The sequence below is a fragment of the Phaeobacter sp. 11ANDIMAR09 genome (genome assembly GCF_001294455.1).
GTDB lineage: Bacteria > Pseudomonadota > Alphaproteobacteria > Rhodobacterales > Rhodobacteraceae > Pseudophaeobacter.
This window is the reverse complement of the sequence record NZ_LIKT01000029.1, coordinates 40,760-53,114: the sequence shown is the minus strand read 5'-3', so window position 1 is coordinate 53,114 and position 12,355 is coordinate 40,760. Positions and strand designations below refer to the sequence as shown.

The following is a 12,355-nucleotide window of genomic DNA, read 5'->3' as shown; positions in this document are numbered from 1 at the left end:
AATATAAACAAAGTGACAGACCTCAAAACAGGAAATCATCCGCCGTCACCGCGCCCAGCTCGAGCCCCTGCAACAGGATCTCACCATTGCCGGTGATCACCACTACGCCGCCCGCCTGCTGGTGGATCTCGAGATCCGAGAAATCATCATGTGCGACCCCCATTGCGCGCAGGTCGATACGGTCTGCGCCCGGGGTGAAATCGGTAATCACATCGCGCCCGTGTTTGCGCCCAAAGACAAAGCTATCGGCACCAGCGCCGCCGCTGAGCCAGTCACCACCGATATCGCCGGACAGAGTGTCATTGCCATTGCCGCCAAACAGATGGTCGCGACCACGGCCGCCGCGAAATGTGTCGTCGCCATCATAGCCCCAGGCCCAATCGGCATCAGCGCCGCCCTTCAGGGTGTCATTGGCACCGCCACCAAACAGGCTGTCGGCCCCGGCCTGTCCAATCTGCAGATTGGCCCCGGCTTCGCCCCAGAGCCGGTCGGCCCCGGTGCCGCCACGCAGATCGTCATTGCCCGCCCCCCCATAGAGCAGATCCACCCCGGCATTGCCCTTGAGCTTGTCATCATCCAGACCGCCCCACAGGGTGTCATCGCCCTTGTGGCCCTGCACATCATCACGCCCCGCGCCGCCCTGAAGGCGATCATTGCCGCCGCCGCCCAGCACCATGTCATCGCCCAGCTCGCCCTCCAGGCTGTCCACGCCCCAGCCCCCGCGCAGGGTGTCATTGCCATCGCCGCCCAGCAGCTCGTCATTGCCGCCCCGGCCCAGGAGCACATCATTGCCGCCCAGCCCCTGCATCCGGTCCGCCCCGGTGCCGCCCCCCAGCTGATCCGCGCCACCACCGCCATATTCGATGTCCTGATCCGGGGTCTCTGCCAGGCTGATCCGATCTGCGGTCTCAAAACGCCCCTGTGGCCAAAGATCACTGAGACTCAGCGCCCCGCCTCCGGCGCGCTGCACCAGGATCTGCACCTCACCAAAGCTGAGACGGAGGCCATCTGCCAGGGTTTCGACCTGCAGCTGCGCCGGGCTGTAGAGCCCGGGGATCAGCGACAGGTCGAGCTCATCCGTGCCGGGGCGAAAATCCCTCAGGGTCACCTGCCCCGGTGCTGCGCCCACAACAAAACGATCCGCGCCAGCGCCCCCGGTCAGCTGGCTGCCCGCGCCGCTGGTCACCAGGATATCATCACCAGCCCCGCCATTCAGGGTCACCGCGCCGCGCTCCCCCTGCAACAGATCCGCCCCCGCACCGCCCTCATGGCTGCCCTGATCCACCTGGCGCACCAATCCCAGATTGCTCAGATCGAGCCGAAAGCGGGAAATGCCGCCCGTGCTGGCGGAACTCACATAGATCTCCAGCTGATCCCCCAGCAGGGCCCAGTCCAGTGCGGTGACATTCTCCAGCCCCAGTCCCGCCGCATGGGGCAGGCTGGTCACATGCAACAGCTGCCCCGAGGGCAGCAGCCGCAACAGGCTCAGCCCATCGTCACTGCCCGCTGCCAGCACCAGCACATGATCTGCCACCTGCACCACCTCCAACGCGCTGAGGCCGCCAAAGCGGGTGGCCAGGGTATCATTCACCTGATCGGCAAAGCTGAGCCCGCCATCCGCGCCCACCCGCAACAGGCTGAGCGAGCCCGTCCCAGCCGCGCTGAGCAGCAACCAGCTTGCGCCATAGGCCTGAAAGCTTTGCAGCGCGCTGGGGCCCGCCACCGGCAGCCCCTCAACCGTGCCAAAGCTATCTGCCGCCTGCAGGGCTCCGGTCTGGGTATTGATGCGATAGCTCCGCACCCCCTGCCCCAGATCATCCAGGGCAAACAGCAGCCCGCCATCGGCGCTGAACCTCAGGGGCTCTGTCGCCCCCGCCGGCCCCGAGACCTGATAGGCGACATCGCCACCGGTTCGGCCAACCGCGCCCAGGCTCTGCCCGGTCTCATCCAGCCGCCAGCCCGCAATCTGACCATCCGCCTGCAGGCCATAGACCAGGCTGTGACCTGCGTTTTGACCACTGTCGATCGCCCGCACCGTGAGCCCCGTCGCGGCTTCCGCCGCCAGGCTGTGTTGTTCTTGCCGGGCCAGCTGCCCCTCCGTGCCGATCTCATGGCACAAAAGCGCGCCGCTGCCGCTCAGCTGTGACAGCAGCTGCATTTCGCCGCCGATCTCGCCACAGGTGATCTGCCCCGTACCCAGGCTGGGGTTTTCATGCCAGTGCCGCTGCAACAGCTGTGGCGCCGCGCTGCCGCCCTCCAGACGATAGAGGCTCAGCCCGCCATTGCGCCCGGTGCTGGCATAGAGCCAGCTGCCACTCTCGGTCTGCACCACCTCCAGATCGCGCAGGTCCACGTCAAAGCGCGCGCTGCCAGTCTGAAACCGCTGCTGAAACTGAAACTCCATGCTCCTACCCCCGGTCTGCCTGGATCGCTGATCACCGGGGAGACTCTCCCAAGCCCAAGCGACCGGGGGGGGATCAGAATGGGGCAAAACAGCGGAGATTGTTTACAGATTGAAGACAATCGCTAAGGCCAGGCTTGGGATGGGAAATTTCGCCGGATATTTGCGCAATCCCAAACGATCGCCCGGCAAAACCGCCTTTGTTTCCCCCTGAGAGCCCTACAAGGGGCCCTTTTAGCCGAGGCGTTGCTGCCGCCACGCACGCGCCCTTAGGGCCGTCTTGATCGACAGGGCAGATGCTGGCGCGCAGCTTTCCAGCCAGATCAGCCTAGTCCAGCCGCCCCAGCCCAGCCTGCCCACCCCAGTCCGACCCGCCCTTTGCTCTACAGGAACCCAGCCCCATGTCCGAGACCTCCCCGATCCTTGCCCTGCCCTATCTGCTGGCCGCCCAGGCGCAGAAACATGTGACCCATAACGAGGCGCTGCAGCTCCTGGATGCGCTGGTGCAGCTGCGGGTCAGTGGCTTTGAGGCCGAAACGCCGCCGCTCTCCCCCAGCCCCGGCGCGGCCTATGCCCTGGGGGCGTTGCCCACTGGCGCCTGGGCCGGACAGGCGGGCCAACTGGCGATCTGGCAGGGCGAGGGCTGGCTGTTCATCGCGCCACAGACCGGCTGGCGCGCCTGGGGGCTGGCGGAACAGGAGCTGCGCGTCTGGCAGGGCAGCACCTGGCAACAGATCCCCGCCGAGACCCAGAACCTGGCCCAGGTCGGCATCAATACCAGCGCCGATGCCAGCAACCGGCTGGCCATCGCAGCCGAGGCCAGCCTGTTCAGCCATGCCGGCGCTGGCCATCAGCTGAAGCTGAACAAAGCCGCCCCGGCGCAAACCGCCGCCGCGCTGTTTCAGTCCAATTGGTCGGGGCGCGCCGAGATCGGTCTCTTGGGCAATGATGATCTTGCCTTCAAACTCTCCGGCGATGGCAGCAGCTGGAGCACCGGCCTGGCGCTGAGTGCCAGCGGCCATGCCGGCTTTGGCACCACGAGCCCCACCGCCCATGTGGAGATTGCCGGCACGGGCTCGGACTATCTGCTGGCCGCAGATGGCAGTGGCGCCGCCTTTCGGCTGGGGGCGGATGGCAATGGCGCCTGTGACGGGGCCTGGTCGGGGGGCGGGGCTGACTATGCGGAATGGTTTGAATGGCGAGATGGCAACCCCGAGGCCGAGGACCGGCGCGGGCTGGCGGTGGTGCTCGACGGGGCCTGCATCCGGCCCGCCAACCGCGGCGAAGACCCGGTTGGTGTAATCAGCGCCGCCCCGGCGTTGATTGGCGATGATGATCTTGGCGGCTGGAAAGGCCGCTGGCAGCGCGATGATTTTGGCGCCTTGCTGCTGGACGAGGCGGGCCAACGCCAGGAGCGCCCCGCCTATGACCCGTCCCGCCCCTATCAGCCTCGCAGTCGCCGCCCGGAATGGGCGCTTGTGGGGATGCTGGGCAAGCTGCGCCTGCGCCGGGGGCAGCCCTCTGGGGGCCGCTGGCGCAGGCTGCGCGGGATCTCGGATCAGATCGAGGAATGGCTGATCCGCTGAGTGCTCTTCCCCAGGCCGCTGTATCCAAGCCCCTTATCTCTGTCGTGTCTATGTCGTGTCTCTGCCGCGCGCTTGCGGACGGCAGGCGTAGGGAGCGCATAACCTCAAGGTGTGGATTTAACAAAAAATACATGCAAAGGTTGCTTTGCCAAGACATCCCGCAGGCCAGCCCAGACGTGTATGAAAACGCTGCATTTCCATATCGGGTCGCATAAGACCGCCACCACGGCGCTGCAAAACGCCCTGGCTGCCAATGCGGATCTGCTGGCAACCAGGGGGCTGCTCTATCCGCAAGCGGGGCGCTATTTCACCGGCCATCACCCGCTGGCGCTGGCGCTGCGCGACCCCCAGCGCCGCGGGCAATCGCTGGAGACCCTGGAGGATTGGCCCGCACTGCTGGATGAAATTGCCGCCAGCCCGGCCGAACAGGTGCTGCTGAGCTCTGAGAATTTTGAATGGCTGCAGGATCTCTCGCGGCTGCAGGGGTTGACGCGCCACTTCAAGGTGCGGGTGATCTTTTACATGCGCAGCCCCCCCGGCTATCTCGAGAGTTTCTACAACCAGCTGGTCAAGGATCTTAAAACCCGCGAGTCCCGCCCGCTGGAGAGCTATATCTGCGAACACGGGCTGTTCTTTCTCGACAATGAGAGGCTGCTGCGGCGCTGGAGCGACGCCTTTGGCCCCCAGGCGCTGCAGGTGCGGCTTTATCAGCGCCACTGCAGCCCCAAGACACTGCTGCGCCAGTTTCTCGAGACCCTGGGAGGCCGGAACCTGCCGGAATTGATCGGGCCGGAGTTGGCCGCGCCCGGATCGGACAGACCAGGGTCAGACAGGCCAGGGTCAGACAGGCCTGGGTTGGTGCTGCCGCAGGCCCCGGCGCTGCAAAAGATCTCGTTGCCCCCCGATGCGCTGGAATATCTGCGGCTGCGCAATCTGCACCGCGCCCCCGCCAAGGGACAGCACCGGATCACCATGACCCTGGTGCAGATCGCTCAGGACCACCCAGAGGCGCTGCACCGCACCCGCGCCGGGCTCTTGTCGCGGGCGGCACAGCAAAATCTGATCCGCCGCTTTGCCGCCGGCAATCTGCGGGTGGCAAAACGCTATCTTGGCGCCAGCCGCGCGCCCTTTGACCCGGATCAGGTGCAGGGGCACACAAATTTCGACCAACGCCTGCCCCAGGGGGATAACGCGATGATTTCCAAAGTCGAAGCCCTGCTCAGCCGCTTTGCCAGCACCCCGCTCCCCCCGATGCATCCAGCCGATCCGGCCCAGCCCAGCCGCGCCCATCCTGATGCCAGCCCCCCCGAACGCCCCGCCCCCTTTGCGCCCCAACAGGTGAGGTGACCCCATGCATGTCGTGATCCATATCGGCCCCTATAAAACCGGCTCCAGCTCAATCCAGGCGTCGCTGCGCGCCAATCCAGCGGCGCTCTGGCAGCAGGGCTGCTATTATTTTGACGAACCCCATATGCCAGAATTTGCTCTGCAGACCCTGTCGCTCACCCGGGCCGAGCAAATGACCCCAGATCTGCGCCACCGCTTTTCCAGCCTGGCCGATGCCCAGGCCTGGAGCGCGCGCTGCTGGCAGCGTTTCGAGGCCGAGGTGCAGGCCCGCCGCCCGCCGCTCACCCTGATTTCGAGCGAGCATTTTTCAGGCTTGAGCGATCCCACAGCGCTGATCACCCGGCTGCGGCGCAGCTTTTCACGCCTCACCGTTCTGGCCTATCTGCGCGATCCGGCGGATCTTTATTGTTCCACCCTGCAGCAGCGCATTCGCGGCAATGGCGAGCGGCTTTCGGAGCTGGCCACCCCGCTCAGCTTTTTCTACCCGGCGCGCAAACAGCTGGAGCCCTTTCTCACTCTGGTGGGGCCCGAGAACATGCTGGTGCGCCGTTTTGGCAGCGCCGGCGGCGGCCGCGATGTGGTGCAGGATTTCTTTGCCACCCTGTCCAGCCTCGGCCACCCGATTGCGCTGCCCAGCCAGCACGCCAATGAAACCCTGCCTGCCGCCGTCATTGCCTGGGTCCTGACCCTCAATGAAACCCTGGACGCGCAGGGGCCCGGTGCGGCGCGCCATCTGGTGCTGGAGCGGCTGGAGGTGACCCCAGAGGTTCTGGCGCTGCCAAAACTGCGCTTTTCCGATCCCGCCCTGCCGGCCCTGATCCATGCCAATGCCCGCCCCGCCTGCGCCTGGCTCAACGAGACCTTTTTACAGGGCCAGGAACCGCTGCCGCTGGCCCCCGCAGATCAGCCCCGCCCCGACAAATCCCCCACAGCCCTGACCCAGGCCCGGGCCGCCTTGCGCGACTGGCTGCTTGGCCAGCTCACGCCCGAGGCCCTGCAGGTGATCACCCGCGCCATCGTCAGCCTCGCGCCGCCACCTGCCCCCCCAGATCCAAAAGTTTTGGCAGAGCGATGATCCTGAACAGCTATCGCTATATCTTCATCGTGACCTATGCCCGTTCCGGCTCCACCCTGCTGATGAGCCTGCTGAACCACTGTGCCGATGTTTGCATTCGCGGCGAAAACCGGGCCACGCTCTATTATCTCTACCGCAGCACTGAAGCCCTGCGCGACACTTTCCGGCGCGGCCAGAGCGGAGGCCAGGACGCCCCCGACCGGCCCTGGTTTGGCGCCCATGAGGTCCGCCCGGCCCGGTTTCGCCGCCAGCTGCTGAACAGCTTTGTCGCTGAGGGGCTCAACCCGCCACCGGGCACCCGCATCACCGGCTGCAAGGAGATCCGCCATCATCACCCCTTTCGCAATGACGCGGATTTTGCCGCCTATATCACCTTCCTGCTGGCGCATTTCCCGCAGGCCCGGATAGTCTTCAACAGCCGCGATCTCAGCGCCGTCAGCCAATCCGCCTGGCTGAAAAACCGGCCCCAGGAACAGGTTGAAACCATGGTCAGAACCTGCGAACGCCGTTTCCGAGCCGCGCTCAAGGCCCATCCCGGGCAGTGTTACTGGGTTGATTACGACGCCTGCATCGCCGCGCCCCAGCGCTATGGCGCGCTGTTTGAATTTCTGGATCTGCCCTATGACCCGGCACTGGTCGCGCAGGTGCTGCACAAGAAGCTTGATCATCACCCGCGGAAATAATCCGCTCAGGATCTCGCTGCCCCCCGAACCGGCCCCCCCCCGAACCGGCTTGCCGCCCAGCCTAGGACTGCAGTGCGCGCTGCATCTCGATGAATTCCGGCTGCCAGCGCCAGTCCTCTAGGTGCAGCAGACCATGATCCGCCACCTGTTGCGGGCCCCTGCGCAGCGCCTGTGCCACCAGAAACTCCAGGCCTTCTATGCCAACCCGCTCCAACGAGACCGCCTCCAGCAGCCGGGGGCCAAAGCTGCGCGCCAGCATCGCCAGGAAGGCCACTGCCGCCTGCTGATAGGTCTCTTTCAGGTCGGCGCTCAGACCGGCATAGGACCAGCTCAGCGTATTGAGCAGCGACTCCACCACGGGCAGGATATCCGGCCAGGCCTCGCGATCGGCCCGCAAAAACACTTCGCGGTACATGTTGAAACTATAGAAATGGCGGCTATCCCCCTGTTTGATGTCCTGACCGCTGTGCTGGCGATAGTGGTAGCTGACACCAAAGACATGCGCCATCTCACCGCCATGCTGGGCGCAGAGCAGCTGAAAGATCTGGTCGTCAAAGGCGCGCACATGTTCGGGAAAGCTGATCTGGCGATGATCCAGAAAATCGCGCCGGTAGAGGCGGCGCCAGATGCTTGGCTGTCCTTGCATCAATTCCAGACTGGGGCGCAGACAATAGGCGATCTCGCCCAGCTGGTGGCTGGGGCCAGAGGCAAAGCGCGCCGCCTCATAGCTGGGCTGGTGCTGCGCGCCCGCCGCCCCCGCCTGTGCCCCAGTTTCAAACAGCAGGAAGTCGCCCTCGACGATATTGCAGCCGCTATAGCGCGCCAGTTCCAAAAGCTGTGAAAACAGCGCCGGATCCACCCGGTCATCCGCATCGACAAAGGCAATATGCGTGGCATCGGACCGGGCACGGCCATAGTTGCGCGCCGAGGCGCAGCCGCCATTGGGTTTGTGCAGCAGGCGCAGCCGCGGATGGCTGCCGTAGCGCTCGGCCACCAGATCCCCACTGCCATCGCTGGAGCCATCATCGACCACCAGCACCCGGATCTGTGGGTCGTCCTCAGCCAGCAGGCTGTCGAGACATTCGGCAATGTAGTCGCGCCCATTATAGAGCGCCACCACCACATCCAGCCCCGGTCGACGCCCTGGCAGATTGTCCTCAAAATCGCGCCGCAGCACATGCGGCCCATGGGGCAGGTAGATCTGGCGCGCGCAGTCCCGGTCTGCCCGGATCAGATCCGCGCTGGGGACATGGGAAAACAGCCGCCCCGTCACAAAGTGTGTGGGGGCTGTGCGCAGAGCCGCCGCCAGTTCGATCTCCACCCCCGGTGCCTCCAGCCGCAGCAGATCCGGGGCCAGGGCGGTCAAAAGCGCCGGATCAAACCCCGGGCTGTGTTGCGGCCTGCCGCCCAGGCTGCTTTGAGCCGGGGCCAGCCTTTCCTCCAGCCCCGGCAGGGCGCAGAACCGCGCCGGGGGGGCCTGATCCAGCGCCGCGCGCAGGGGGGCGGGAGGGTAGACCCCGGCTTTTTTCCAATTTAGAGACTGATACTGCGCATCTTCCGGCAGGGACACCGGGCTGGCCTCAGGATGAAAGCCGCCGTGACAGCAGCGGATATTACTCAGCCCGCTTTGGGCGATTGTGGCAGCCAGAGCCTGATAGCGGGCTGCATCTGCCTCAAGGCAAAGCACCTGCCAATCTGGAAAAGCGGCGGCAAAGGGCAGGGCAAACCAGCCCGCCCCGGCGCCAATGTCCAGGCAGGTGCCGCTTTTTGGCAGCACCCGCGAGGCCAGGAAAAGCTCGTAGATCTGGCGCAGATCCTGCACCTGCCAGCGCGCTTCAGCGGCGCGGACTGGGGCTTCGCCATGCAGGATTTCCACGTCCTGGCCAAAGCCCCGCAGGCGCTGCCTCTGCAGCGCATCAGCGCCGCGCTGATGCGCCAGGGGGCGTTCCGGCCCGGCACCAGACAGAGCTCCAGACAGGGTGTCCACCAGAGTTTCGGCCAGCGGTCCAGCGCGGGCAGAGGTCCAGAATGTCATCGCCAGATTCCCTTTCTTTCAAGCCAGCAAATGCGCCTGCGCATAGCGCTGCAGCTCCAGCCGCTCCCCCCGGGGGTCGGGGGTCTGCGGACAGATGGTGAAATAGCGCGGGTCCACCCCCCGCAGCGCCGCCCTGAGCGCCAGACGGTAGGCCGCCAATCGGTGCCGCGCGATGCGCTCTTCGCACCATTTCAGCAGCCGCAGCGCCCCAATGGCCACCGCACCGCGAAAGCGCGCATTGGCGAATGCGGGGTGCTGGGCCAGAAGCTGAAACATCACTGTGGTGCTGCCAATGACATCAAAGCGGATCTCACCGCTGCCGCCGGTAATCTGGGGACGGAACTGGCGGTGAAAATAGGTAAAGCTGCGGGCCGGCAGCAGGTGCAGCGAACGGGCCTGGGCAATGGCCAGGACATGAAACAGGATGTCCTCAAAAAAGTGATCATTGGGAAAGCGGAGCCGCGCCCGCGCCAGCAGCCCGGCCGACAGGAATTTATTTGCCGCTTGTGGCTCAAAGCTCACCGCCCAGGCCTTGCTGGCCTCCAGATCCAGCTCTCTCTGGTCCAACTCCACCAGATCAATCGCCTCCGGTTCACCTTCCGCCTTCGCGGCCTCCCGTGTGGCACCTGCACCGCTGCACTCATCCATAAAGGGGCTCAACCCGCCCTGGGGCTGCGACAGGGCTCCGCGCACCAGCAGCAGATCAACCGGATCCTGCTGCAAAGCCTGCGCCGCCTCGGCAAAGGCCCAGGGGGCGCGCGTATCATCCCCATCCAGAAAGCAGATGTAATCCCCCCGGCAATGGCGCAGCCCGCGATTGCGCGCCGAGGACAGCCCGTCATTGCTCTGCTGCAGCAGGGTGATGCGCGGATCCTCCTGCGTTGCCAGCACTGCCCGGGTCTCTGCATCGGCCCCATCATCAACAATCACCAGCTGCAGGTCTGCATGGGTCTGGTGAAGCACCGAGGCGATGGACTGCGCCAGCAAGGCCCCCTCGCTATAGGCTGTCATCACGCAGGAAAACTTCATCATCTGGTCCTTTCAGCCTGTCTCCCGGTCTGCTTCAGATCACCGCCGTCACGCCCAGGTCGCTGACCTGCAAGGCCCCATCACGGGGGGGCAGAAACAAATGCAGATCCACCCCCCGCAGCGTAGCCAGCACCTGCACAGGCGGGGATATTTCGGCTCTAACCCAAGTGTATTCAGGTGATATCAGCAGGGGATCAGGCGCAAATATATCTTCGAAGCCTTCAGGGTGATGCAATCGCAGCGCCAACCGTGCCTGCAATGCGGTCTGTGAATCTGCGCCGCCCTGTTCCACGGCCTTCTGTTCCTCTGGCGGGGCAGCCCGATCTTTGGGCTCCGGGTCGGTCTGCGCCCCCCTCTGTGGATCGACCGATTGTGCTGCCGGTTGCAGTGCCAGACGCAGACGGCAGTAAAACCGGCTGCTGCGGCGCCAGGCGCGATCGCGCGCACTGCGGCCCGCCCCTGCAAGCTGGAGCCCCAGCTCCAGCCAAGAGGCCTGGGCGCTGAGGCCATGGAACTGCAGATCCAGCGCCCGGCCACGGCGGGCCGAAATCAGCCCCTGCCCCGGCTCCACCGCCGCATGCAGCCCGACGCCCAGGCGAATGTAATCCGCCTGGCGGCAAGAGGGAAAGCTGCGGCAGTCGCGCAGATCATAGCTCACAAACATCGCCCCCTGACTCCCTGCAGTTGAAAAACACAACCCTACAGTGCATTCATTTTGCACAACTTTGCAAATGATTGATTTTTGCAGGGAGCCATTTTGTCAGACGAAACCGGCCAGCCCCCCACCACAAAGGCATGGATTTCCCCCTCCCCCAGGGGCCGATCCAGCCCTCAGCCCGCCCCCGCCTCTCCGGTGGATTTCTCGCGGGCGGCTTTTTCCCGGGCAAGCCGCCTTGCCTTTTTGCGTCCCATCTCTTGGCGGCGGCGGGCAATCATCGCCTGCAAGAGCGGCGCGACAAATTCAGCCATCAGCTGCTGGCTGTCCTGCGGCAGCGCCATCCGGGCCAGCGGCGCCGCCGCGTCCGGCAGCGGATCCAGAAACAGCTGATCGCGGCCAAAATAGCGCTGTGCCAGGGCGCGGTTGCCAGGGGCATATTGCGCCATAATCGCCGCGCGTTGCTCAGGCGCAATCAACAGTGTCCCCCCCGGCCCCCGGCCCTGCCCCCCCCCAGGCCGCTGCGCATCAATCTCGGCGCAGGCCGCCGTCAGCATGGCCCGGTATTTTTCGGGCGCCGCATCCAGCGGCAGGCAACGCATGAATTCAGAAACCTCAGGCGAAAAGCTGGGATTGACCCGGGTCGGCTGGACAAAATCTGCCCCGGGACGCAGACCGATACTGTCACAAAACATCTGAACCGCACCGCCTGCCGGCATCTGCCCCGGCTCATAGAGGTTCAGGATGATATTCTCGCGGCCAAAGACCTTTTCCAGATGATGCACATAACGATCATAGTGGATCCAGTGGAACTCCTCCCGCATCTCCAGGAACTCAGGCAGGGTGCAATGGCTGAGCCGCGGGTTCCATTGCCATTTGATATTCTGCAGATACCAGCTTTCCAGCCAGAGATCCTGGCGCCGCAGGGTGAAAACAACTTTTACGTTAAATTCACTTCTGAATTCACCCAATAGGCTAATATCCTGTCTCATACAGATATCTTCGTCACTCAGCACCACGCTGTGCAGCACCGGATCAGAGAATTGGCCAAGGGGCTGGTCAGAGCGCCCATCAGAACGCGGCCCCGGAGAACGCGGCCCCTGGGGCAGGGCAGGAGGTCGGCCAGGGGTTTGCTCGCGGGGCCGGTCAGAGGGCTGGCGCCCAGACTGCAGCCGCCTCATCAGATCCGCGGCGACCTGCTGCGGGCGGCGCGCGCCACTGAACAGCTGGTTGATCAAATGCACATGGCGGCGGGTCCTGAAAGGATAGAGAACCCCCTGCCGTTTCAAGGCCGGGATATTATCATGCAGAAAATGCTGCACAGCAGAGGTTCCGGTGCGATGGGCACCAATGTGAAAAATAAGACTGTGTTCGACCGTAAGACCGCGTTTCACCTCAGCCCGCCCTTTCTTTGCCTCCCTCGCCCATCTTGGAGCCGCAAGCAAATCCGAAGATCTGCCTCACACACCACGCGAAAGCTTCTATCCCTGCCCTAGGCCCCGCCGCAGCACGGCGCGGTTCCCCCTCCCAGTTCGGGCCAAATT

The 12,355-nt window shown here is 64.7% G+C and carries 9 protein-coding genes; 4 read left to right on the top strand and 5 right to left on the bottom strand.

Annotation, left to right across the window (positions count from 1 at the left end):
- Positions 1–22: 22 nt before the first annotated feature.
- On the bottom strand, positions 23–2,404 hold the full coding sequence (locus AN476_RS19205; RefSeq protein ID WP_054463394.1) for a M10 family metallopeptidase C-terminal domain-containing protein: 2,382 nt from the start codon (positions 2,402–2,404) through the stop codon (positions 23–25).
- Between the two features lie 398 nt (positions 2,405–2,802).
- On the opposite strand from AN476_RS19205, the gene AN476_RS19200 reads away from it, so the two are divergent.
- The 4 genes from AN476_RS19200 (at position 2,803) to AN476_RS19185 (ending at position 7,092) form a co-directional block, all read left to right on the top strand.
- The gene (locus tag AN476_RS19200; RefSeq protein ID WP_054463393.1) at positions 2,803–3,987 is read left to right on the top strand and encodes a DUF2793 domain-containing protein; all 1,185 of its coding nucleotides are present in this window, start codon (positions 2,803–2,805) and stop codon (positions 3,985–3,987) included.
- 180 nt (positions 3,988–4,167) lie between these two features.
- The gene (locus tag AN476_RS19195; RefSeq protein ID WP_054463392.1) at positions 4,168–5,334 is read left to right on the top strand and encodes a hypothetical protein; all 1,167 of its coding nucleotides are present in this window, start codon (positions 4,168–4,170) and stop codon (positions 5,332–5,334) included.
- Between the two features lie 4 nt (positions 5,335–5,338).
- Positions 5,339–6,409, top strand: a complete 1,071-nt coding sequence (locus AN476_RS19190) for a hypothetical protein (protein WP_054463391.1) — start codon at positions 5,339–5,341, stop codon at positions 6,407–6,409.
- Positions 6,406–7,092 carry a sulfotransferase gene (locus AN476_RS19185; protein ID WP_054463390.1) on the top strand — a complete coding sequence of 229 codons (687 nt, stop codon included), beginning with the start codon at positions 6,406–6,408 and terminating at the stop codon, positions 7,090–7,092. The genes AN476_RS19190 and AN476_RS19185 overlap by 4 nt, the downstream gene beginning before the upstream one ends.
- Before the next feature lie 61 nt (positions 7,093–7,153).
- Here AN476_RS19185 and AN476_RS19180 read toward each other — a convergent pair whose 3' ends face one another.
- The 4 genes from AN476_RS19180 to AN476_RS19165 form a co-directional block, all read right to left on the bottom strand.
- Entirely contained in the window at positions 7,154–9,127 is a 1,974-nt protein-coding gene (locus tag AN476_RS19180; protein ID WP_054463389.1) for a glycosyltransferase, read from the bottom strand.
- Positions 9,128–9,145: 18 nt separating this feature from the next.
- Positions 9,146–10,156: a glycosyltransferase family 2 protein gene (locus AN476_RS19175; protein WP_172684862.1), complete on the bottom strand. Its 1,011-nt coding sequence runs from the start codon at positions 10,154–10,156 to the stop codon at positions 9,146–9,148.
- A 34-nt stretch (positions 10,157–10,190) separates the two neighbouring features.
- Positions 10,191–10,820, bottom strand: coding sequence for a hypothetical protein (locus AN476_RS19170; protein ID WP_054463387.1), 630 nt, complete (start codon positions 10,818–10,820; stop codon positions 10,191–10,193).
- 167 nt (positions 10,821–10,987) lie between these two features.
- Positions 10,988–12,205, bottom strand: a complete 1,218-nt coding sequence (locus AN476_RS19165) for a hypothetical protein (RefSeq protein WP_054463386.1) — start codon at positions 12,203–12,205, stop codon at positions 10,988–10,990.
- Between the last annotated feature and the right edge of the window lie 150 nt (positions 12,206–12,355).